Below are 21801 nucleotides of genomic sequence, written 5' to 3' on the forward strand. Positions count from 1 at the left end.
TTGAGCGCTATCCTGCGCCCGTGGAACCAATCCAACTTGCGGTCAACGTACTGGACGCCAAATCGCTGATCTCCTCGCTCGGCGCGATCGGGCTGCTGGCGATCATCTTCGCCGAGACCGGCCTGCTCATCGGGTTCTTCTTCCCCGGTGACTCGCTGCTGATCCTGGCCGGGGTCGCCGCCTCGAGCGCGGCCTCCTCCGTGCTGGGAGAGGGGGCCAGGCTGCCGATCGCGGTGCTGCTGATCGGCGCGCCGGTCTGCGCCGTCGCGGGTGCACAGCTGGGGCACCTGCTCGGAGCCAAGGTCGGCCCGAAACTGTTCGACAAGCCCGATTCGAAGATCTTCCGGCGCCAGTACGTGCTGAAGGCCGAGGAGTACTTCGACAAGTTCGGGCCGGCCAAGGCCGTGGTGATGGCCCGTTTCATCCCGATCGTCCGGACCTTCCTCAATCCCGTCGCCGGGACGCTGGAGATGCCCGCCCGCACGTTCTTCGTGTGGAACGTCGTCGGCGGCGTGCTCTGGACGGAGTCGATGCTGCTGATCGGCTACTTCGCCGGTGCCGGGCTGGCGCCCGTGATCGACAAGTACCTGATCCCGGCGATGCTGTTGATCATCCTGATCTCGGTCTCGCCGATCATCTTCGAGGTGATGCGCGAGCGGAAGAAGAAGAAGGCGGCCGGCCAGGCCGACTCCCGCGAGGCCGACTCGGTCGGCGGCCGGCACCGCAAGAACTGACCAGGTACGGAAACGGCCGGCGTCTCACGTTGTTTCACGTGAAACGCCGGCCGTTCTCGTACCCGGGGCCTGGGGCCTGGGATCAGCCGAGGTCGAGGTCCTTGAGGGAGTAGGCCGCGTAGTACGGCAGACCGGCTGCCTCGATCGCCGGGGCGGCGCCGCGCTCGACGATCACCGCGACGGCGACGACCTCGGCGCCCGCCTCACGCAGGGCCTCGACGGCCGTCAGCGGCGAACCACCGGTGGTGGAGACGTCCTCGACCACCAGCACCCGGCGGCCCTTGACGGACGGCCCCTCGACCCGCTGCTGCATCCCGTGCGCCTTGCCGGTCTTGCGGACGACGAACGCGTCCAGCTTCCGGCCCTGCGCGGCGGCGGCGTGCAGCATCGACGTCCCGACAGGGTCGGCGCCCAGCGTCAGACCGCCCACGGCGTCGTAGTCGAGCTCGGCGGTGGCGTCCAGCATGACCTGGCCGACCAGCGGAGCGGCCTCGCCGTCCAGCGTGATGCGGCGGAGGTCGATGTAGTAGTCGGCCTCCAGCCCGGAGGAGAGGGTGACCTTGCCGTGCACGACGGCCTTGTCCTTGATCTGCGCCAGCAGGGCGTCGCGGTGGTTGCTCATGAGCAGCCAGTCTAGGGGCTGTTCGACCTGCTGCCCGGCCTGCGGTCAGCGCCGCCGCAGGGCGCGGACCAGTACGACCGCGCCGCCGATCAGGGCGACGCCGCCGCCGATCATCCACGGCACCGAGCTGCCACCGCCGCTGACCGGGACGGTCTCCGGGCCGACCCAGCGGGTGGCGGCGCGGGCACGGGCGCTGCGGGCGGGCGGAGCCGGGGCGTAGCGCCCGCGTGGCGGGGCGTGGTCGACCTCCTCCGCCGACCGGCCGACGATGCTGCGGCGGACGGGTCCGTCCAGGGCCGCGTCCGCGGCGGCGGGCATGGGCTGGAAGACGTACGGGAGATCGGCGGGGGAGTCCGGGACGGCCGGGAACTCCGGCAGCTCGGCAGGCTGCCGGGGGCCGGGCTCGGGGTCGTCGGAGAAGGAGATCAGGTCGCTGAGGTCGTCGTCGAGGTCGCCGAAGCCCGAGGCGGCGTGGTCCTCCAGGTAGAGCACTGTCGCGGTGGGCGGCTCTGCGCCTCCGGCCTCCAGCACGAGAGCCGTGGCGAAGCGGTCGAGCAGGCGGCGCCCGGCGGCGGCCAGGGTGGCGGCGTCGAACTCGGCGAGCCGGCCCGTCGCGCTCAGGTCGCAGGTGAAGCGGATGGCCGCGCGGTCGGTGCCTGCGGGCTGCTCGGTGGTGTCAGGCTGCCCGGCGGTGTCGGCCTGCGCGGCCTGTTCGGCCGGCTCCGCCTTCTCGGTGGCGATCCGGACGGTCGCCGTGACCGCGCCGTTCCCGCGCGCCTCCTGGCCCTCGGCGAGCACCGTCAGCACGCCCTCGCGGCCCTGGATCAGCGAGAGCGTGCCCCGGTAGGTGATGGTGGAGGAACCGATCCGCACCCTCAGCCTGCCGCTGATCTCCTGCCCGTCACCGGCGTCGGCCTCGGTGCTCAGCCCCGGGACGCAGCGGGCCAGCAGCGCGGGCTCCCGGAGGGCCGGCAGGACGACATCGGCCGACAGCGGTACGACAACCTCATGCTCCATGTCAGCGAGCCTACCCACCCTCCTCCCCGGGACGGACCCTTGCCGTCAGGTTGACGCCCGCGTTAGACCTACCGGCGGACGCACCGGCCCGGCCTAGCCGAGCAGGGTCCGGGGGGCGGGCAGTTCGGCCGGGCGTTCGGCGGCCAGCTGTTCGGCGGAGCGTTGCAGGCTCTCGGGGGTGAGCGAGCGTGGGGCGGGGGTGTCCGCGGCGAGGGCGAGTTCCGGCTGCGTGTCGGAGGAGAGCACGAAGGTCTGGCCGGGCTCGGGGCCGCGAGGGCAGTGCCGGGGGCCGTCGGCGGCGGCGTACGGGACGGTCTGCAGCCCGGCGGTCCGCAGGCCGGACTCGGTGGACCAGAGGCCGGGGCCGACCGTGCCGGAGCGGACGGCGAGCCGGCCGCCGGGGGCCAGGCGGTGGGCGGCGAGGCCGTAGAACTCGGCGGAGGCGTACGTCTGGTCGGGTCCGTCACCGGGCGGGGGCAGGTCGGAGACGATCACGTCGAAGGTGTTGTCGCCGCTGCGCAGCCACTCCAGCGGGTCGGCGCTGACCAGGGTGGCCCGGGAGTCGTCGAAGGAGTGCTCGCCGAGCGCGGCGAGGGCTTCGTCGCTGCGGGCGAGGGCGGGGAGCGCCGGGTCGGGCTCGACCACCAGCACCGAGCGGACGGACGGGTGCCGCAGCACCTCGCGCAGGGCCAGCCCGTCGCCGCCGCCGAGCACCAGCACCCGCAGCTGTCGGCCGGTGGCGAGCGCGGGCTGCACGAGGGCCTCGTGCTCGCGGTACTCGTCCGGGCCGCAGACGGCGGAGCGGCCGTCGAGGAAGAGTTCCAGGGGCGCGTCGCGCTGGGGCGGCACCCGGGGGGTGGGCCCGGTCAGCACGATCTCGTGGTGCCGGCTCTGGGTGGCGAAGCGCACCTGAGCCCCGTAGAGGGCCTGCCTGGCGGCGCGTTCGATCGCGCCGGTGCAGGCGGCGGCGACGGCCAGGGTGATCAGCACCAGCCCGCAGCCCGTCCACAGCAGCAGCCGGGCGCGTGGCGGTGGCTCGTCGCGGAACAGCCAGAGCACGACGGCCGCCCCGGCGAGGGCGTTCACCGCGCCGGTGAGCAGCGCGCCGGTGGCCTGGCCGAGGGCGGGCAGCAGGACGAACGGGAAGGCCAGCCCGCCGATCAGGGCGCCCACGTAGTCGGCGGCGAAGAGGTCGGCGGCGGCCCGGCCCGCGTCCTCCCGGCGGATGCGCTGGATCAGCGTCATCAGCAGCGGGATCTCGGCCCCGATCAGGGTGCCGATGACGAAGGTCGTGCCGACCAGCCCGGCGCTGGTGGCCCCGTACCGGTCGAGCCAGGCCCAGCAGCTGTAGAGGGCCAGGACGGAGAGCCCGCCGATCAGCGCGAGCGCGCACTCGACCAGCGCGAAGGAGGTGGCCGGGCGTCGGGTCAGCCGTTTGGCGAGCAGTGAGCCGACGCCCATCGCGAACACCATGACGGAGAGCACGACGGAGGTCTGCGTGACCGAGTTGCCGAGCAAGTACCCGCCGAGGGCGACGAGTTCGAGTTCGTACACCAGACCGCAGGCCGCGCAGACGAACGCGGCGAGCAGCACCAGCAGCCGGGCGGCGCGCGGGTGGGCGCGGCGTCGGCGGCCCGGCCGCGAGCCGGTGCCACCCGGTATGGCGTCCCGCGCCCGGACGGCCCGTGCGCCGATCTCGCGCAGCCGGGTGGGGTCTTGGGCTCCGAGCGGGGACGATCCTTCGCCGTTGACGCCCGGCTGGACGGGTGGGCCTGCCGGATGGTTGATCATGAACAAACGCTAGGCGACGTGCGGTGTCGGTAGCTGCACCCATTCGACGGACAGCGCGGTGCAGCGAATTGACGATTCATCAGCATGGGGTATCAGTCCGGCTCGACGCTGTGGCGGGAGGGGCTGGTGGGGTTGTTGGGACTACTGGTACCGGGACTCGGGCTCGGGCCGGTCGGCCGGACGACGAGCGAGGAGCGGGTGCAGACCAGGCGTCCCTCCTGCGGGTAGGCGTGCCAGGTCCGCCAGAGCACCCGGTTCTGGTCGCCGTGCGCGACCAGGGCGGTGAAGGCGCTCGGGTCGCCGGGGAAGATCCCGGCGAGGGCGCGCGGGTGGCCCTCCACCAGTGCCAGCAACTCCTGGGCGCGGGCGGCGAAGATGTGGGCGGGCAGCTCCTCGATCCGGGCCGCGAACTCGTACTCCCAGCCCGCGACCTGCTTGGCGACCCGGGCAGGCAGCGGGGTCTGGCGGCCGGGCAGGCAGGCGACGGTCTCCAGGCACTCGCCCGGCCCGGCGGCCAGGATGACCTGGTGCGAGGCGCCGAGCAGGCGCAACTGCAGGGTGCCGCCGGAGCGGGCGGCCGTGGTGGTGTCGGTGCCGGGGCTGTCGAGTCTCAGGTCGCGCACCGCGAGCGCGGGCAGCGGCTCGCCGCCCAGGCACCACGCCAAATCACCGGCGCGGGTGTCCGTGTAGGAAGTCTGCAGTGTGGTGAGCATGCTGGGCTCCGCGTTTCAGCTCCGTGCGCGCCCGCCGTGCAGCATCCGGCCCGGCGCAGAGCGGGGCTGTTCGAGGCTGTGCGGTCCCTGGCGCGGCCGACCGTGGAAGGAAGGATTCCGGCTGGAGATTCAGCAGCAGAGAAGCACGAATTCTCCGGGTCCGTCAGGGATTTACCCATCTTTGCCAAGCATTCACCGGTCTGGGCGCAGCCACAGCCAGGGTGTGATCGGGACGGTGAACGACTCTGTCCAGTGTGCGCCCCCAAAGCCAGAGCGCGCGCCGTGCACGCGGTCGGTGCGCCGTCCGTACGGGTGGCGTGCTCGCACGGCGGTGCACCGGCCGCCCGGCGGGGTGGGTCGGGGCCGGTCAGGGCTGGTACGAACGGGTGAATGGACCGGTGGCGGTCAGACTGCGGTGCCGACCGAGACGTACCAGCCCAGCGGCAGGCCGACCGTCCCGTCCTCCCGGCGGTACTCCGCGCTGTGGAGCTGCCAGGCCGCGTCCAGCGCCTCGCGGTCCTCGGCCGACTGAGCGGCCAGCACCCAGTACGCCGTGCCCGCGATGGAGCGCAGCCGGTCCCAGTACTGCGCGGGGGAGTCGACGGTCAGCTGCCAGGAGAAGGGGTGCTGGTGGTCGACCCGGAAGCCCGCCGCCGTCAGTTCCTCGTGGAGGCGCTCGGGGGTCAGTTCGAAGGGTGCCATCGCCTCCGGTGGCAGTTCGAAGCCCTCGACCGAGTCGCCGAGCACACCGCTCCCCAGCGTCAGGGCCGCACACGCGTCCGGATCACCCCAGGACTGGACGTGCAGGCTGCCGCCCGGACGCAGCACCCGGCGGCACTCGCGCAGCGCGGCCGGCAGGTCGGGCAGCACCCAGGCGGTCTTGAGCATCGTGACGGCATCGAACTGGGCGTCTTCGTACGGGAGTTCGCTTGCCGATCCGACCGAGAAGGACAGTCGGTGCTGGAGTTCGAGGGGGAGGGCGGGCAGCAACTTCTCGGTGGCGATGCGCACGGCGACGTCGGAGTAGTCGAGCCCGGACACCTGCGACTCGGGGACGGCGGCGGCGAGGGCGCAGCTGAGTGCCCCGTTGCCCGATCCGACGTCCAGGACGCTCCGCGCGCCGGACGCGTGGACGAGGCCGACGAGGGAGTCGATCAGGGCGGTGCCGATCTCGCTGGAGGACGCGCCACGGGCATCCGCGACCCGGTTCCAGTGGTGCCGGCTGAAGTAGTCCAGATCGACGTTCACGCGCTCCTCGACCTCTCCCGTGTCGGCGTGGCGCGCCGCCGTTCCGTGCCGCTGCGGCGCCGTTCCGGATTGTTGCACCCGTGTGTCGCCCTGCGCAGCTGTTCGAACGATCCGCCTCCCGGCTGCTCGCTGTTCACTCGGCTCAGGGCTCTGCGCCACTTCGTACAATTGACAGATCATCAGCAAGGTCATCTCCCCTGGCCACGGCAAGACTTGGCCGAGAGAACACCAAAGTGCCTGTTTGGCAAGGGATTTGATGGTCGACGAATGAGTCTTGCGCGGGTAGGTCGTTAGTGGTCAACTCTCAACCGAGCGCGCTCAGATGGTGGCGCCACTCGGTGGCCCTGTCGGCCAGGAACCGTTCGCGGCGTGATGTCATGTTCGAAGGGGGGTGACGCACATGGAGACCACCACGATCACGATCAGCCGCGAGACCAAGGTTCGCCGCAGCCCGACCTGCTGAAGAAGCACCTGAATCGCGGGGGCACTACTGGCCTCCGGTACGTCCGAGTGAAGCGACGCCGGCAGTGAGACCTGCCCTGCGAGCGGTTCCTGGTCGTCAAGGTCACCGAGGGCAACACCCGCACGAGGACAGGTTGAGAAGGTGTCGCCGATGAACGACGGAACTCCGCGCGGGCCGGTGGCCCCGGTGGGTGTCGGCCTGCAGTACAACCCCGAGGTCGCCGAGTGGTTCCCCTTCCACCAGGCCGGCATCGACGCGGTGGAGGTGCTGCTGGACACCGTCATCGCGCCGCTGGACAGCCCCTGGACGATCCTGCCCGACCGCGAGGCGGAGATCGACGCGCTGGTGGCGGGCGAGCCCACCGTCATCGCACACTCCAACTACGGCGCGGAGTTCGGCTTCGAGCCGTTGGAGACGACGGCGGCGGTGCTGCGGCACGTACCCGCCGCCCAGCGGTTCCGCAGCCCCTGGATGAGTGACCACTGCTTCTACGGCGACGGCTCCTGGTCGGACATCTGGAGCTCACCCGTCCAGTTCTCCCGCGCGGAGGTCTCCCGGCTGGCCGAACGCGCCAGTCGGCTCCAGGAGTTGCTCGGTGTGCCGCTGGCCCACGAGAACGCGGCCTACTACGTGCCCTGCCCCGGCGGGGACCTGGCCGAGCCGGACTTCCTCGCCGCCCTGGTCGAGAAGGCGGGCACCTACCTCCACATCGACCTGCACAACATCCATACCAACGTGGTCAACTTCGGCTACTACAGCATGCGTTCCTATCTGGACGCGTTGCCCCTGGACCGCGTGGTGGAAGTCCACGTGGCGGGCGGCAGCTGGTCCGGCGGTATGTACCACGACTGGCACGACGCCCGGGTGCCCGAGCCGGTGTGGGAGGCGCTGGAGGACCTGATGTCGAAGTCCCGGCCCGGCGCGGTGATCGTGGAGGTCCAGGGCCGCGCCCACTCCGCACGCACCCGGGAGCTCGACCCGGCCGAGGACGCACCGCTGATCCTCGGGGATCTCGAACGCGCGGCGCAGATCTGGGACCGCGTCTACGGCCCGCACAGCCGCCGGACGACCGCAGTCGCCGCAGCCGGGGAGGCCGCCCGGTGAAGGCCGAGGAGGTCTGGCGGCTCTGGCGGCGCATCCTGCGCGAGCCCGCGCTCTCGGACGCCGTCATCGCCGCCGAAGTGGCCGAGCGGGCAGCCGAGTTCGGGCTGACCCCCGAGGAGACCGCGATCGCGGCCCAGTACGCCGCCAACGGCAAGGGCGTCGCCTGGGCCGTGGACGCCTACCGCTTCCGGTTGGTCAGGGTCACCCGGTACGCGGTCGCCGAGGGCGCACCGCTCACCGCACTCGCCCTGGAGCAGCTGGGCCAGGACCTCCCGGCGCTGGCGCGCTCGTACGTCGAGGCCAGCGGGTGGACCGACCGGGGGCCCTACGTCTACACCGTCACCGCCGACTACCTGGACCACCTGCGGCGCACCCTGGACACCCCCGGGGCGGCCTCGGCGCCGGGCCTGTTCGACATCATCGCGCTGGAATACGCCGGAGCCCTGCTGGTCGCCCGGCATGCCGCCGGTCCGCCGGTGGCCGCTGCTGACGGAACTGCTCCCCGTTGGACGGGGCGTGGCGCTCTCGTACGGGTCGGGCACGACATCCTCGGCTGGCTCGCCGACCCGCAGCAGACCGACCTCACGGCGCTCCCGGCGCAGCCCCGGCAGATCGTGGTGCGGCTCGACGGCTCCCCGGACCACTACTCCCTCAACGGGATCGGCGAGAGCGCGGCGCTGGTCGCCGAGGCGCTCGCCACCGGCGCGGACCTCCCGGAGATCGCCGCCCTGGTCGGGCTGGACCCGGCCGACGCCGGGCTCCGGGGGCTGCTCGAAACCTTCGCCGACTGGGGCCTGGTGACACCCGGCCCGCCCGCCATCAGCACCGCCGGAGACGCCCGATGACGACGGAAGCCGGCAGGCGCTTCGCCCTGCTGTGGACGGCCAGCGCGATCTCCTGCGTGGGGGACGGCGTGCTGCTCACGGCAGGGCCGCTGCTCGTCCTCTCGCTGAACAGCGACCCCAAGGTGGTGGCGACCGCCGAGGTGGCGGTCACGCTGCCGTACCTGCTGCTCGGCATCTTCGGCGGCGTCGTGGTCGACCGGATGGAACGCCGACGGCTGATGGTCGGGCTCGACCTCGCCCGGGGCCTGCTGCTGGCCGTCGTCGTGGCCTCGCTGCTGATCGGTGTCGCGCAGATCCCGGTGCTGCTGGTCGCGCTGTTCATCCTCTCCACGGCGGACACGGTCTTCCGAACCGCGGCCCAGACCGTGCTGCCCTCGATCGTTCCGAAGGACGCGCTGGTCCGGGCGAACAGCCGGCTCATGTCCGCCGAGACGATCGGCACCCAGTTCTTCGGCCCCGCGCTCGGCGGCCTGCTGTTCGCGGCGTCGGTGACCCTGCCGTTCCTGGTGGACGGGATCTCCTTCGCCGGGTCCGGGCTGCTGGTGCTGTTCGCGCTGCCGATGGCGGCGCGCTCGCTCGGACGGAAGGGTGCCGGTGCTGCCGACGGCCCGGCCGGGGCGGGCGCCGGACAGCCGAAGGAGGCCCGCCCGGGGATCCTCAAGGAGGCTGCCGAGGGCGTGCGTTGGATGTGGGGGCAGGGCACCCTGCGCTTCCTCGCGGCCACCTCGGCGGTCATCAACTTCTTCACCGGCGCGACCACCGCCATCATGGTGATCTACGCGCACCGGGTCCTCCACCTCAGCGGTTCGGGCTACGGACTGGTGATCGCCTGCGGCGCCTTCGGCGGGCTGGCCGCCGGTCTGGTGGCCGGCAAGGTGGCGAAGAAGGTCGGGATCAAGGGCGCCCTCGCCCTGGCAGTGGGCCTTCAGGCCGTCGGCCAGGCGGTGCTCTTCGTGGCATCGGACCGGGTGCTCACCGTGCTTGCGCTGAGCAGCGCGAGCTACGCCCAGATCCAGTTCAGCTCGGTGAGCGTGGCCCTGCGGCAGGCGCAGATCCCGAGTGCGCTGCTCGGCCGGGTGACCAGCGTGTACCGGATGATGGCCTGGGGTTCCGTCCCGCTCGGGGCGATGGTGGCCGGTCTGGTCGTCGCGTGGGTCGGCCTTCGGGTCACCTTCGCGGTGGGCGCCGTCCTGCTGACCGTCCAGGTCTTCCGCGTGCTCGTCCGAAACTCGGGATTCGAGCTCGACGAATCCGAACCCGTCGTCCTCCCTGTCGAGGAGCCCCAGGAGTCATCGTGACAGATGTGACCGATGTGACCCATGCGACTGATCTGACCGAACTGACCGAACTGACCGACAAGCCCACGGCTTACCGACTGCCGGGCGTGCCTGACACCCTGGCGCAGGTGGGCGACGACATCGTGACCGTCGACACGCGGTGGAGCTTCGCGGGCAGTACGCCGCAGAAGTTCGACGTCCACGTCAGCCGCAGCGTGCCGCTCTACGCGGAGGGGCACGACCTGATCAGCCGCTGCATCGAGTTCTTCTGCCGACGCGGCGGCAGCGTGATCGACATCGGCTGCTCCACCGGCACGCTGCTGGCCCGGCTGGCCGAGAAGGAGTGCTGCCAGGACCTCTCGCTGATCGGGTTCGACATCGAGGCGGACATGGTCCGCGTCGCCCGCCAGCGATGTATGGACCTGGAGAACGTCACCATCCGGCAGGGCGACATGCTCAACGTCGACTACTCCGGCGCCAACGCGGTCATCATGTACTACACCCTGCAGTTCCTGCCGCCCGGTGAGCGCCGCAAGGCCCTCAAGCTGGTCTGCGACGGCCTGGTCGAGGGGGGCGGTCTCTTCCTCTTCGAGAAGACGCTGGAGCCGGATTCGCGGACCCAGGACATCGTCCAACAGCTGTACAACGAGTACAAGTTGGAGAACGGCTTCGACCCCGCGGAGATCTACCAGAAGGCGCACAGCCTGCGCTCCGTGCTGGCGCCGCAGCGCAGTGCGGACACCCAGGAGCTGCTCCGTGAGGTCGGTTTCAGCAGCGTGGTGACGATCTCGAAGTATCTTCACTTCGAAGGCATGTTGGCGATCAAGTAAGGAGTACGGGCATGGAGTTGAGTGGCTTCGCGTTCAGCGCGACGGACTGGAGCACGGTGCCGGAGGAGTGCAAGCCCGGCGAGACGGGTGAAGTCCGCAGCCGGGTGAAGCAGTTCGGTGCGGTACGAGTACGGCGGGTGGACTACAGCGTCGGCTACTCGGCGGACCACTGGTGCAGCAAGGGGCACGTGCTGTTCGTGCTCGAGGGCGAGCTCGTCACCACGCTGGACGACGGCCGGGTCGTGGTGACGCCTGCGGGCCGTAGCTACCAGGTCGCCGACGAGCGCGAGGCGCACCGCTCCAGCGCGCCGAACGGCGCGAGCCTGCTGATCGTCGACTAGCCGTCGCAGCGGGTCAGCCGGTCGGGGGGAGCTCCTTCAGGAGCACGACGCTCTGGTAGTTCGTGACCTCCCACTGCCACGTCCCGACCGGCGTGTAGCCGTGTCGGAGGTACCAGCCGACCAGCTCGGCGGCCCCGGCCGACGTGTCGATGGCGACCCGGTCGGCCCCGAGCGCGGCGATCCGTCGCTCCGCGAGGGCCAGCAGGCGGTGCCCCAGACCGGCCCCGCGCTGCGACGGGTGCACCGCCAGCTGCCAGAACGACCCGGCCCCGGCCGGTGCCGGGTACCCCTCCGGGGCCGCGTGCCGGGCCGCGACCGTCACCGTGCCGAGCAGCGCCCCGCCGCTCAGCGCGAGCCAGCACTCGCCCTCGGCCAGCCGGTTCGCGGTGTCCTGCACGGACTGGTACGAGGCGAAGAACACCCGGCCGGCCGCCGCGTGGTCGGCGTACGCGAGGTGCAGCAGGCCGGTCAGCGCCTCGACCGAATCACCCTCGGCGAAGCGCCGCAGCTCGACGGCGGGCAGGCCGTCGGGCTGCGGGGTACCGGGCGGTCGCGGAGTCACACCAACGAGTGTCAGCCACTCCGCGCCGCCCGGCATCTGCTTAGGCCGTGCAGCCTCCACGGCGTCAGCGCCAGGGCACCCGCACCGACGGTGAGACTGACCGCCGCCAGAGCCCAGCAGGGGAGCGAACCGGCGGACTGCCCCGTCCAGTCCCACCAGCGGTGCCGTCCGAGATCTTCGGCTCCGTAGTAGGTCAACGGGAAGATGGTGAGCGTCGGCAGGACCCAGGAGAGCATCCAGCCGAAGATCCGGCCGGAGAGGAACGCCAGGCCGAGCCAGATGAGCAACGCCCGCATCATCAGAACGGCGAGTTCCGTGGTGGTGAAGACTGCCTCGGCCGAGCCGAGCAACACCACCGTGATCGCGCTGACGGCAATCGCGTGCGCCACCTCGTAGGTGCGGAAGGTCTTGGAGGCGGCGCGCTCCATGTCGGCCACCACGCTGTGCAGGCTGCCCGCAGCGAGAGCCGCGAAGGCGATGGGAAGCTCCCGCCGGAACGGAATCACCGCCACGCCGGCCGCGTTCCCGGCTGGAAGAGAGATGTTGATGGAGCCGAACAGGGCGTCGCAGACTGTTACGAGCGCCAGGCCGATCGCCAGACCGTGGACGTGGTGGACGCGCGCATATCGCCGGACGGCGGCGATGTGATCAGACACAGGACACCGAGTGGAGAGTCTGCAGGCGCTGCTGCGCCCAGGCGATCTGTGCTTCCTCGGGCTGTGTGGTCAGGCGTGCGATGAACTCCATGTCCACGCCTGGCGGCCCACCGTGCATGTTCACAGGCCGACCGGCCCCGTAGATGCGAGCGGCCAACCACATGGACAACTCGCCTGAAGCCAGACCGATTCGTTCCATGGTCTCGTTGTCCACCGCGAGGCAGAGTGGCGGGATCTCGGACTGGACGATCGCGCTGCCCATGCTGATCGCCGGATCCCAGAGCGAGCCCTCGAGGATGTAGAAGTCGTTCGGCTGACTGCTCCGGAGACCCTGTTCGTAGAAATCGCCCGGCACGGTGAACATGCCCGCCGGGATCTTGGACATCCGCGCCGCCATGGCTGTCGCCTCGGGCAGATACTTGCGGTCCTCCGGCCAGAGGCACACCCGGGGAACAGTCTCGGAGCACACCGGGTTGGCGGCCGCCGCCCGCTGGACTCGAATCCGGCCGGCCGGGCCGACGGCTACTGCGGCCAGGACGAAGGCCACCACCACTCCGAGCGCGGTGAACCGCCGTGCGGGCGTTGTTTGCCACCTGCCACGACCGTGGCGGCGGAACGTCGGCCTGGCCACCAGCACCGCGATGGCCGCCAGGCCGCAGCCCAGTGCCAGCCGTACCAGGAGCGGGGATACGGCAACCTTGATGAACGGATCGCCGGAGAGCATGAAGAGGTCCAGCGCGGACGGGTTTCCGACCCAGCCCAGGAAGACGAAACAACCGAGGCCGCACACCGCCGATGCCGCATAGGGAGAGGACGACCACCGGCCGACCACATGCCCGAGCCCGGCACAGCCGATCATGACGCCGAAGCCGAGCAGGAGGTAACCGGGCCACAGGAAGCCGGGGCCGGCGTCCGAGAGACTCACAGCAGCGGCTGCGGCAGCGCCGATGAGATAGACCAGCGTTCCGTAGCTCAGCGTCGCGGCGAGCTGCGCCAGCTCCAGTTGCCAGGCGGGACGGGCCGAGGCGCCCAGCTGCTCATTGATCCCCGCCCGCCGAGCACGTCCGGCCGTCCAGGTCGCGGAGGCGGCGAGTGCCGGTCCGAAGTAGAGCGAGGGCAGTTGCGCTGCGACGCTGGCCTGTGGCCAGACCCCGATCCACCACTGGCTGCGTCCGAAGATCGCCGCGAAGTCGAGCGCCAGCAGGACGGGTAACCACCAACGCAGTGGCGAGCGACGGACTTCGATCCAGTAGATCCGCATCAGCGGCGCACCCCCTGGGTGCCCAGCGTGGTCATGTACCCGCGCTCCAGCGGGCTGTCACCGATGGCGTCCGGCGCGGCAGCCTCCGTCAACTCGGCGGGAGTGCCCTGGAAGACGAACCGTCCCGCGCTGAGCACCGCGACGCTGCTGCAGACTGCGGAGACATCCTCCACCAGGTGGGTACTGAGGATCACCGCACTGTCGCTGAGCGACCGGATGAGTTCGCGGAAGTCCAGCCGCTGTGCCGGGTCCAGACCGACAGTCGGTTCATCGAGAAGAAGCAGCCGCGGCGAGCCGACCATGGCGGTCGCGATTCCTGCCCGGCGGAGCATCCCGCCGGACAACGACTTCATCTTGGCTGAAATGCGGTCGGAGAGTCCTACCGCCTCGATCACGCGCCGCGTCTCCCGATCGGCCTCCGACGACGGTACCTCCCGGAGCCACGCGCAGTACCGAACGAAGTCGTACACCGAGAACGAGGGGTAGTAGCCGAAGTCCTGTGGCAGATATCCGATGCTCCGGCGGGCCTGCCGAGCCGTCTGCTCGGAGACGACCCTGATCCCGCAGATCTCGATCTCACCATCGTGGGGCGGGACAACGGTCGCAAGGGTTCTCAACAACGTTGTCTTGCCTGCACCGTTGGGGCCGAGCAAGCCCGTAACGCCGGGACCGACCTCCAGGTCGAGATCTGAGATCACGCTCTTGCCGCCGTACCCCTGCCCGAGCCCGCGGACCACCACGATCGGCTCCACCTGGCACCTCCCCCTAGCCACGCTGGGTGACTTCAGCGAGGAGGGCGCGAAGCGTCGCCACATCTGAATGGCTCAGTCCCACAATGTCCCCCCACGAGACTTTTCGGTTACCGATCGCCCCCCGGTCGATCGGCCGGACGCTACCACGGCAGGGTTGCTACGCGCCCGAACCGATAGGTGCCCCGCGCGTCGATCCGCCAGATTCAGCCTGCACCCAGCGCTTCCCGAGGCGCCGGGTCAGAGCCGCTGGAGCCTGGTCACTGCCTCGGCGAGTACGTCGTCGCCCTTGCAGAAGGTGAAGCGGACGTGGCTGCGCCCGGCGTCGGCGTTGTCGTAGAAGACGACGTTGGGGATGGCGACGACGCCGCAGCGGGCGGGGAGGCTGCGGCAGAACTCCAGGCCGTCCTTCTCGCCCAGTGGGGTGATGTCGGTGGTGATGAAGTACGTGCCCTCCGGCTCGAAGACCTGGAAGCCGGCCGCCGTCAGCCCCTCCGAGAGCAGGTCGCGCTTGCGGCGCAGGTCGGCGCGGAAGCCGTCGAAGTACTCGTCCGGCAGGCGCAGGGCGTCGGCGACGGCGTACTGGAAGGGGCCTGCGCTGACGAAGGTGAGGTACTGCTTCGCGGTGCGGACGGCGGCGACCAGCGGGGCGGCGGCGGTGACCCAGCCGACCTTCCAGCCGGTGAAGGAGAAGGTCTTGCCGGAGGAGGAGATCGAGACGGTGCGTTCGCGCATCCCGGGGAGGGCGGCGATCGGGTGGTGGCCGCCGCTGAAGACCAGGTGTTCGTAGACCTCGTCGGTGACGACCAGCAGGTCGTGCTCGCAGGCGAGTTCGGCGATGGCGCGCAGCTCGTCGGGGTGCAGGACGAGGCCGGTGGGGTTGTGCGGGGTGTTGATCAGCAGCAGCCGGGTGCGCGGGGTGATCAGCGTGCGCAGCTCGTCCAGATCGGGGCGGAAGCCGGGCGCGCGCAGGGTGAGCGGCACCCGGGTCGCTCCGGCCATCGCGATGGTCGCGGCGTACGAGTCGTAGAACGGCTCGAAGGCGATCACCTCGTCGCCCGGCTCCAGCAGGGCGAGCATCGTGGCGGCGATCGCCTCGGTGGCGCCGGCGGTGACGAGCACCTCGCTGTCGGGGTCGAACTCCAGCCCGTACCACCGCTGTTGGTGCTCGGCGATGGCGCTGCGCAGCTCCGGGACGCCGGGGCCGGGCGGGTACTGGTTGCCCTTGCCCGCCAGGATCGCGTCGGCGGCGGCCTGGGCGATCTCGCGGGGCCCGTCGGTGTCGGGGAAGCCCTGCCCGAGGTTGATCGAGCCGGTGGCGTTCGCCAGGGCCGACATCTCCGCGAAGATCGTCGTCCCCAGCCCCGCCAGCCTGCGGTTCAGCAGTGGCCTCGCACTCATCCCGGCTCCTCACGCTTCGTAGTCGGGCCCAATCATCCGCTGGCGCCGCGGCCTGGGCAAGCACTTCCCGGGGGTGCCCCACGACGAACGGCCCGCCCCCGGGTGGGGGCGGGCCGTTCGTGTCGACGGGCTCAGACCTCGTCGGTGGGGTTCTCGTCGGACGGGCCCTGCTCGCCCTCGATGTCCTTCTGGAGGCCGAGGCGCTCGACGATCCACTGCTCGAAGCCGACGGCGGCCTGGGTCCAGTTCGCCGTGGTGGTGACGAAGTAGTCCAGGTTGACGCCGGTGCCGACGATCATCTGGGACTCGCCGATCAGGCGGACGACGCCGTCCTCGTGGGTGTGGGTGTAGACCTTCGGCCAGAGGGTCTCGCGGTTCCACTCGTCGATCAGGTCGAGGATCTCGTGCTTGTCCTCGAGCGGGTACGCGCGGTCGTAGAACGCGCGGACGGCGAAGAGCTCCTTCTGCTCGCCGCGGAACATGTAGTACACCCGGAAGCCGTCCCAGGGGGCGGTGAGGTCGCCCTCGTCGTCCACCAGGTGCTTCAGCTGCATCTGGTCCAGCAGCTGGCCGACGAGGGCCTGGTCCGGCACCACGACGGGCGGCGGGCCGGCCGGGGCGCCGCCGGGCTGGCCGCCGGGGCCGCCCTGCGGCACGCCGAAGGAGGGGATGGAGGACGGGTCGATGCTCATGGGAGGTCCTTCTGATTCTCAGTGCACAAGGGTGGCTGGGATGTCAGGGGCCGCCCTTCCAGGTCTCCATCCTGCCTCATCTGCGGCCGGGGTCACAGAGGCTCCCTGGCGGCTGCCCGGAAGATCCGCAACCAGCTGCTTTCGGGAGCGCCCGTGCACCCGGCTACCCGTCGGCCCGGACGGTCAGCCGGTCGCCCGCCTCGTCGCGCTCGACCACGACGGTCTGGCCGTCGTGCACCGTGCCGGAGAGGATCGCCCTGGCCAGCTGGTCGCCGATCGCGGACTGCACCAGCCGCCGCAGCGGCCGGGCCCCGTACGCCGGGTCGTAGCCGGTCAGCGCCAGCCAGTCACGGGCGGCCGGGGTGACGTCCAGGCTGATCCGCCGGTCGCGCAGGCGGTCGGCGAGGCGGGTGACCTGGAGGTCGACGATCCGGCTCAGCTCGGCGGTGCCGAGCGGCTCGAAGACCACGATGTCGTCCAGCCGGTTGAGGAACTCGGGCTTGAAGGCGGTGCGGACGGTCTCCAGCACCAGCTCCTTCTTCTTCGCCTGCTCGATCACCGGGTCGACCAGGTACTGCGAGCCGAGGTTGGAGGTCAGGATCAGGATCGCGTTCCGGAAGTCGACGGTGCGGCCCTGGCCGTCGGTGAGCCGCCCGTCGTCCAGCACCTGGAGCAGCACGTCGAAGACCTCGGGGTGGGCCTTCTCGACCTCGTCCAGCAGGACGACGCTGTACGGGCGGCGCCGGACGGCCTCGGTGAGCTGGCCGCCCTCCTCGTAGCCGACGTACCCGGGCGGGGCGCCGACCAGCCGGGAGACGGAGTGCTTCTCGCCGTACTCGCTCATGTCGATCCGGACCATCGCCCGCTCGTCGTCGAAGAGGAAGTCGGCCAGGGCCTTCGCGAGTTCGGTCTTGCCGACGCCCGTCGGGCCGAGGAAGAGGAAGGAGCCGGTCGGCCGGTCCGGGTCGGCGATGCCGGAGCGGGTGCGGCGCACCGCGTCCGAGACGGCCCGGACGGCCTCCGTCTGGCCGATCAGGCGGCGGCCCAACTCCTCCTCCATGCGCAGGAGTTTGGCGCTCTCGCCCTCAAGCAGCCGCCCGGCGGGGATGCCCGACCAGGCGCTGACCACGTCGGCGATGTCGTCCGGCCCGACCTCCTCCTTGACCATCGACTCGGAGGCGTCCTCGTCGGCCGCCCTGGCCTGGGCCTCCGCGAGCTCGTGCTCGGCGGCGGGGATCTCGGCGTACAGCAGCTTCGAGGCGCGCTCGAAGTCGCCGTCCCGCTGGGCGCGTTCGAGCGCACCCTGCAGCTCGTCGAGGCGCTCCTTGAGCTCGCCGACCCGGTTGAGGCTCTTCTTCTCCTGCTCCCAGCGGGCGGTCAGCCCGTTCAACTGCTCCTGCCGGTCGGCGAGATCGCGCCGGAGCTTGGCCAGCCGGTCGACGGAGGCCGGGTCGGACTCCTTCTCCAGGGCCAGCTCCTCCATCCGCAACCTGTCGACGGAGCGCTGGAGTTCGTCGATCTCGACCGGCGAGGAGTCGATCTCCATCCGGAGCCGGGAGGCCGCCTCGTCGATCAGGTCGATCGCCTTGTCGGGGAGGAAGCGCGAGGTGATGTAGCGGTTGGAGAGGGTGGCGGCGGCGACCAGCGCGGCGTCCGAGATCTGCACCTTGTGGTGCGCCTCGTACCGGCCCTTGAGCCCGCGCAGGATGGCGATGGTGTCCTCGACGCTGGGCTCGCCGACCAGCACCTGCTGGAAGCGGCGCTCCAGCGCCGGGTCCTTCTCGATCCGCTCGCGGTACTCGTCCAGCGTGGTGGCGCCGACCATCCGCAGCTCGCCCCGGGCCAGCATCGGCTTGAGCATGTTGCCCGCGTCCATCGACGAGTCGCCGCCGGCGCCCGCGCCGACCATGGTGTGCAGCTCGTCGATGAAGGTGATGACCTGGCCGTCGCTGGAGCGGATGTCGTTCAGGACGGCCTTCAGCCGCTCCTCGAACTCGCCCCGGTACTTCGCCCCGGCGACCATCGCGCTGAGGTCGAGCGAGACCAGCCGCTTGCCGCGCAGCGAGGTCGGCACGTCGCCCGCGACGATCCGCTGCGCCAGGCCCTCGACCACGGCGGTCTTGCCGACGCCCGGGTCGCCGATCAGCACCGGGTTGTTCTTCGTCCGGCGGGAGAGCACCTGGACGACCCGGCGGATCTCCTGGTCGCGCCCGATCACCGGGTCGAGCTTGCCGTCGCGGGCCGCCTGGGTCAGGTCGGTGCCGTACTTCTCCAGTGCCTTGTACGTGCCCTCGGGGTCGGGGGAGGTGACCTTCGCGCTGCCGCGCACGTCCTTGAAGGCGGCCAGCAGCGACTTCGGCGTGGCGCCGTGCTGGGCGAGCAGCTCGGCGACCGCGCCGCCCTCGGCGGCCAGGCCGACCAGCAGGTGCTCGGTGGAGAGGTACTGGTCGTCGAGCTCGTCCGCCCGCTTGCCCGCCTCGTTGAGCACGGCGAGCGTGTCCCGGGCGAGCTGCGGCGCGGCGACGGTCGAGCCCTGGGCGGCGGGCAGCTCGCCGAGCCGCTTGCGGGCGGCGGCGGTGACGGCGGCCGGGTCGGCCCCGACGGCCTCCAGCAGCGGGCGGGCGATGCCCTCGGGCTGCTCCAGCAGCGCCAGCAGGATGTGCACCGGCTTGACGTCCGGGTTTCCTGCGGCGCTGGCCTGCCGGATCGCGGCGGACAGGGCGTCCTGCGTCTTGCTGGTGAACTTGCTGGCGTCCACGGGGGTACGTCCTCCTCAGGTGCTGCTGGATCTCGGGGGTGTATTGCTTCTGCCAGTATGCAGGAAGTTGAGCGTGTATGGCTCAACTTTCGGAGTTGTTCATCTTGCGAGGTCAGGTCAGTCCCGGCGGGTGAGCTTGCGGGTCAGCCCGAGCAGCTCCCGGGCCGGGCCGGCCGGGCGGTGGCCGGAGGGCCAGACGGCGCGCAGCGGCCGGTGCAGGTCGATGCCGATCAGCGGGATCTCCACCAGCCGCCGGGTCGCCAGCTCCTCGACCACCGCGAGCTCGCTGAGGCAGACCGGCCCGGCGCCGGTCATCGCGGCGGCCTTCAGCGCGGTCGAGGAGGCCAGCTCGAGGCGCGGCGTCGCCGTCCCGCCGTACGGTTCGAGGGCCTGGTCGAGCACCTCCCGGGTGCCCGAGCCGGGCTCCCGCAGCACCAGCGGTGTCGCGGCCAGCTCGGCGCCGGTCAGCGGTGCCCGGCGCCGGGCCCACGGGTGGCCCGGCCCGACCACGACCACCAGCCGGTCGGCCGCCACCACCGCTCCGGAGAGCCCAGGCGGCGTACCGGGCCCCTCGATGAACCCGAGGTCGGCGTCACCGGCCAGCACGTGGGAGGCGACGTCCGCCGAGTTCGCCGTCCGCAGCGTCACCGCCGTCTCCGGGCTCGCGTCGTGCAGCGCGAGCAGCCAGCCCGGCATCAGGTACTCGGCGACCGTCAGGCTGGCCACCACCCGCAGCCGGGCGTCCCGCCGCCCGCGCAGGGCGTCGATGCCCGCGTCCAGCGACTGCGCGGCCTCCACCACGCTGCGGGCCCACTCCACCACCAGCCGCCCGGCGTCGGTCGGCCGCGAGCCGCGCGGCGAGCGCTCCAGCAGGGCGACCCCGATCTGCCGCTCCATCCCCTTGATCCGCGCGCTGGCCGCCGGTTGGCTCACCCCGAGCTCCGCCGCCGCCCGCCCGACGCTGCCGAGCCGGGCCACCGCGAGCAGCAGCTCCAGCGCGCCCAGCTCGGGCACCCGGGCGGAGAGCGTCCCGCCGTGGGCCCCCGTCAGGCGTCGCTGAGACCCCTTGAAGGGCTGTTCGTCGGGGCGTTCGTGCTGGTGGGGCCGGTCATCGGGTCGGCTTGTGGGTGCGGGTGGAGCCATAGGGCCAGGCTATGTGCTCATAGGTCCGGCCGCGCTACCGGAGCCGCCCGCGCGGGGGCACGGTGGATACATGGCCACCCTCACCGCACTCCGCGACACCACCGGCTTCCGACTCGACCTCAGCCAGCTCGGCCCGAACTGGTACGCCGCCGTCATGGGCACCGCGATCACCGCCAACGGTGCCGCCGCCCTGCCGGTGCACTTCCCGGGGCTGGTCGGCTTCAGTCAGGCGGTGTGGGCGCTCTCGCTCGGCCTCCTCGCGGTGCTCGTCACCGGCCGCGTGCTGCACTTCCGCCGCCACCCCGACGCGGCCCGCGCCCAGCTGCTCGACAACCCCGCCTCCGCCGTCTTCTACGGCTGCCCCCCGATGGCCCTGCTCGCCGTCGGCTACGGCACCCTCGTCGTCGGCGCCCCGCTGATCGGCACCGCCCCCGCCGTCGCCATCGACGTGCTGCTCTGGACGGTCGGTACGGTCTACGCCCTCGCGGTGGCCCTGGGCATCCCGTACCTGATGATCACCCGGCACCGGGTCTCCGCCCTGGAGGCCAACCCGACCTGGCTGCTGCCCGTCGTCGCCCCCATGGTCGCCGCCGCGCTCGGCCCCGCCCTGGTGCCGCACCTCCCCGAGGGCGGCGCGCAGACCGCGATGCTCTACGGCTGTTACGGCCTGTTCGGCGCCGGGCTGATCGGCACGATGGTCCTGCTGCCCGTAGTGGTCACCGGCCTCGTCCACAGCAAGCTGCCCAGCCTCGTCCTGACCCCCTCGCTCTTCCTGGTGCTCGGCCCGCTCGGCCAGTCCACCACCGCCGCCAACCAGCTCGCCGACGCCGCCAGGACGGCCGCCCCCCGGTTCGCCCCCGCCGCACTCGCCTTCGCGGTGCTCTTCGGGCTCATGGTGATGGGCTTCGCACTGCTCTGGCTCGGCCTCGCGACCGCCGCCAACGTGAAGGCCTGGCGGGCCGAGATGCCCTTCGCGATGACCTGGTGGGCCTTCACCTTCCCCCTCGGCACCATGGTCACCGGCGCCGCCGGACTCGCCCGCCACACCGGCTTCGGCGCACTCACCGGGCTGGCGGCCGGCCTGTTCGTCATGCTGGTCGTCGCCTGGTGCACCGCCGCCGTCCGGACGGTCTCGGCCATCGCCGGCGGACGCCTGCTGCGGTGACGCACTCCCTGCCGAGGTGACGCGCCCCTGCCCCCGACGGCCTCTCCCGACTGCCCGTCCGGTCGGCGGAACCTGACCCTTCGGTCGGTAATACCGCTGCTCAGAGACCTGACGGGGCAGCGGGAGGGCCGCCGGGCTGCAGGTTCGTGCAAGTGCGGGAACCTGCAGTCGGGCGCCCCTTGTTCCACACGCCTCCCACTGTGAGGGTGGAGTCACGCCGCGTCGCCCAGGTCACCGCAACCTGGCGATGGGGGCTTGCTCTTCGGGTGCGCACGGGTACGTCGGTACCCGGCACCACGGGGGAAAGAGCGCCGGACGGGACGCCATGTGTGGTGATGGCTCCCGGCCCCGGAGCCGGTGATGCGTTGCTGCTCCGCCTCACCGGAAGCGCCCACGCGAAGGCGTAGCACCGACGATTCCCCGGAGCCC

Annotated in this window: 20 protein-coding genes; 7 read left to right on the top strand and 13 right to left on the bottom strand. The window is 71.5% G+C overall.

Annotated features, from left to right (window positions below):
• The first annotated feature begins 20 nt into the window (after positions 1–20).
• Positions 21–734, top strand: a complete 714-nt coding sequence (locus ACR68M_RS16730) for a DedA family protein (RefSeq protein WP_441251304.1) — start codon at positions 21–23, stop codon at positions 732–734.
• An 82-nt stretch (positions 735–816) separates the two neighbouring features.
• Here ACR68M_RS16730 and pyrE read toward each other — a convergent pair whose 3' ends face one another.
• The 5 genes from pyrE to ACR68M_RS16755 all read right to left on the bottom strand — a co-directional run bounded on the left by pyrE (position 817) and on the right by ACR68M_RS16755 (position 6125).
• Positions 817–1356, bottom strand: coding sequence for an orotate phosphoribosyltransferase (pyrE, locus tag ACR68M_RS16735; protein WP_441251305.1), 540 nt, complete (start codon positions 1354–1356; stop codon positions 817–819).
• 45 nt (positions 1357–1401) lie between these two features.
• Positions 1402–2373 (bottom strand): hypothetical protein, encoded by a 972-nt coding sequence (locus tag ACR68M_RS16740; protein ID WP_441251306.1) that lies wholly within the window; start codon positions 2371–2373, stop codon positions 1402–1404.
• Positions 2374–2466: 93 nt separating this feature from the next.
• The gene (locus tag ACR68M_RS16745; protein WP_441251307.1) at positions 2467–4164 is read right to left on the bottom strand and encodes a spermidine synthase; all 1698 of its coding nucleotides are present in this window, start codon (positions 4162–4164) and stop codon (positions 2467–2469) included.
• Positions 4165–4256: 92 nt separating this feature from the next.
• A complete protein-coding gene (locus ACR68M_RS16750) occupies positions 4257–4877 on the bottom strand; it encodes a DUF2617 family protein (protein ID WP_441251308.1) in 621 nt (206 codons plus the stop codon).
• A gap of 405 nt (positions 4878–5282) precedes the next feature.
• Positions 5283–6125 carry a methyltransferase domain-containing protein gene (locus ACR68M_RS16755; RefSeq protein ID WP_441251309.1) on the bottom strand — a complete coding sequence of 281 codons (843 nt, stop codon included), beginning with the start codon at positions 6123–6125 and terminating at the stop codon, positions 5283–5285.
• Positions 6126–6738: 613 nt separating this feature from the next.
• Here ACR68M_RS16755 and ACR68M_RS16760 point away from each other — a divergent pair.
• Genes ACR68M_RS16760 through ACR68M_RS16780 form a run of 5 tightly spaced genes read left to right on the top strand, consistent with a single transcriptional unit; the run spans position 6739 to position 10985 of the window.
• Positions 6739–7692 carry a DUF692 domain-containing protein gene (locus ACR68M_RS16760; RefSeq protein WP_441251310.1) on the top strand — a complete coding sequence of 318 codons (954 nt, stop codon included), beginning with the start codon at positions 6739–6741 and terminating at the stop codon, positions 7690–7692.
• Positions 7689–8537, top strand: coding sequence for a hypothetical protein (locus ACR68M_RS16765; protein WP_441251311.1), 849 nt, complete (start codon positions 7689–7691; stop codon positions 8535–8537). The genes ACR68M_RS16760 and ACR68M_RS16765 overlap by 4 nt, the downstream gene beginning before the upstream one ends.
• On the top strand, positions 8534–9835 hold the full coding sequence (locus tag ACR68M_RS16770; protein WP_441251312.1) for an MFS transporter: 1302 nt from the start codon (positions 8534–8536) through the stop codon (positions 9833–9835). Before ACR68M_RS16765 ends, ACR68M_RS16770 begins: the two co-directional genes overlap by 4 nt.
• Positions 9832–10644 (top strand): methyltransferase domain-containing protein, encoded by an 813-nt coding sequence (locus ACR68M_RS16775; RefSeq protein WP_441251313.1) that lies wholly within the window; start codon positions 9832–9834, stop codon positions 10642–10644. The genes ACR68M_RS16770 and ACR68M_RS16775 overlap by 4 nt, the downstream gene beginning before the upstream one ends.
• A gap of 11 nt (positions 10645–10655) precedes the next feature.
• Positions 10656–10985: a DHCW motif cupin fold protein gene (locus tag ACR68M_RS16780; protein ID WP_441251314.1), complete on the top strand. Its 330-nt coding sequence runs from the start codon at positions 10656–10658 to the stop codon at positions 10983–10985.
• Positions 10986–10998: 13 nt separating this feature from the next.
• Here ACR68M_RS16780 and ACR68M_RS16785 read toward each other — a convergent pair whose 3' ends face one another.
• The 8 genes from ACR68M_RS16785 to ACR68M_RS16820 all read right to left on the bottom strand — a co-directional run bounded on the left by ACR68M_RS16785 (position 10999) and on the right by ACR68M_RS16820 (position 20207).
• Entirely contained in the window at positions 10999–11547 is a 549-nt protein-coding gene (locus ACR68M_RS16785; protein WP_441251315.1) for a GNAT family N-acetyltransferase, read from the bottom strand.
• A gap of 11 nt (positions 11548–11558) precedes the next feature.
• Positions 11559–12203: a hypothetical protein gene (locus tag ACR68M_RS16790; protein WP_441251316.1), complete on the bottom strand. Its 645-nt coding sequence runs from the start codon at positions 12201–12203 to the stop codon at positions 11559–11561.
• Positions 12196–13464 carry an ABC transporter permease gene (locus ACR68M_RS16795; RefSeq protein ID WP_441251317.1) on the bottom strand — a complete coding sequence of 423 codons (1269 nt, stop codon included), beginning with the start codon at positions 13462–13464 and terminating at the stop codon, positions 12196–12198. The genes ACR68M_RS16790 and ACR68M_RS16795 overlap by 8 nt, the downstream gene beginning before the upstream one ends.
• Positions 13464–14216 (bottom strand): ATP-binding cassette domain-containing protein, encoded by a 753-nt coding sequence (locus ACR68M_RS16800; protein WP_441251318.1) that lies wholly within the window; start codon positions 14214–14216, stop codon positions 13464–13466. The genes ACR68M_RS16795 and ACR68M_RS16800 overlap by 1 nt, the downstream gene beginning before the upstream one ends.
• 237 nt (positions 14217–14453) lie before the next feature.
• A complete protein-coding gene (locus ACR68M_RS16805) occupies positions 14454–15614 on the bottom strand; it encodes a pyridoxal phosphate-dependent aminotransferase (RefSeq protein ID WP_441251319.1) in 1161 nt (386 codons plus the stop codon).
• A gap of 131 nt (positions 15615–15745) precedes the next feature.
• The gene (locus tag ACR68M_RS16810; protein WP_441251320.1) at positions 15746–16306 is read right to left on the bottom strand and encodes a YbjN domain-containing protein; all 561 of its coding nucleotides are present in this window, start codon (positions 16304–16306) and stop codon (positions 15746–15748) included.
• Positions 16307–16469: 163 nt separating this feature from the next.
• Positions 16470–19064 carry an ATP-dependent chaperone ClpB gene (gene clpB, locus ACR68M_RS16815; protein WP_441251321.1) on the bottom strand — a complete coding sequence of 865 codons (2595 nt, stop codon included), beginning with the start codon at positions 19062–19064 and terminating at the stop codon, positions 16470–16472.
• Positions 19065–19181: 117 nt separating this feature from the next.
• The gene (locus ACR68M_RS16820; RefSeq protein WP_441251322.1) at positions 19182–20207 is read right to left on the bottom strand and encodes a LysR family transcriptional regulator; all 1026 of its coding nucleotides are present in this window, start codon (positions 20205–20207) and stop codon (positions 19182–19184) included.
• Positions 20208–20277: 70 nt separating this feature from the next.
• Between ACR68M_RS16820 and ACR68M_RS16825 the strand changes: the two genes are divergently transcribed.
• On the top strand, positions 20278–21372 hold the full coding sequence (locus ACR68M_RS16825) for a TDT family transporter (RefSeq protein WP_441251323.1): 1095 nt from the start codon (positions 20278–20280) through the stop codon (positions 21370–21372).
• Positions 21373–21801 lie beyond the last annotated feature (429 nt).

Source organism: Kitasatospora sp. McL0602 (assembly GCF_052076145.1).
Lineage (GTDB): Bacteria > Actinomycetota > Actinomycetes > Streptomycetales > Streptomycetaceae > Kitasatospora.

Excerpts from the sequence above, each read along its gene's own strand:
- ACR68M_RS16825 (WP_441251323.1), top strand. The coding sequence starts at position 20,278 with ATGGCCACCCTCACCGCACTCCGCGACACCACCGGCTTCCGACTCGAC.
- ACR68M_RS16795 (WP_441251317.1), bottom strand. The coding sequence starts at position 13,464 with ATGCGGATCTACTGGATCGAAGTCCGTCGCTCGCCACTGCGTTGGTGG.
- ACR68M_RS16745 (WP_441251307.1), bottom strand. The coding sequence starts at position 4,164 with ATGATCAACCATCCGGCAGGCCCACCCGTCCAGCCGGGCGTCAACGGC.
- ACR68M_RS16740 (WP_441251306.1), bottom strand. The coding sequence starts at position 2,373 with ATGGAGCATGAGGTTGTCGTACCGCTGTCGGCCGATGTCGTCCTGCCG.
- ACR68M_RS16820 (WP_441251322.1), bottom strand. The coding sequence starts at position 20,207 with ATGGCTCCACCCGCACCCACAAGCCGACCCGATGACCGGCCCCACCAG.
- ACR68M_RS16805 (WP_441251319.1), bottom strand. The coding sequence starts at position 15,614 with ATGAGTGCGAGGCCACTGCTGAACCGCAGGCTGGCGGGGCTGGGGACG.
- ACR68M_RS16780 (WP_441251314.1), top strand. The coding sequence starts at position 10,656 with ATGGAGTTGAGTGGCTTCGCGTTCAGCGCGACGGACTGGAGCACGGTG.
- ACR68M_RS16770 (WP_441251312.1), top strand. The coding sequence starts at position 8,534 with ATGACGACGGAAGCCGGCAGGCGCTTCGCCCTGCTGTGGACGGCCAGC.
- ACR68M_RS16810 (WP_441251320.1), bottom strand. The coding sequence starts at position 16,306 with ATGAGCATCGACCCGTCCTCCATCCCCTCCTTCGGCGTGCCGCAGGGC.
- pyrE (WP_441251305.1), bottom strand. The coding sequence starts at position 1,356 with ATGAGCAACCACCGCGACGCCCTGCTGGCGCAGATCAAGGACAAGGCC.
- ACR68M_RS16750 (WP_441251308.1), bottom strand. The coding sequence starts at position 4,877 with ATGCTCACCACACTGCAGACTTCCTACACGGACACCCGCGCCGGTGAT.
- ACR68M_RS16760 (WP_441251310.1), top strand. The coding sequence starts at position 6,739 with ATGAACGACGGAACTCCGCGCGGGCCGGTGGCCCCGGTGGGTGTCGGC.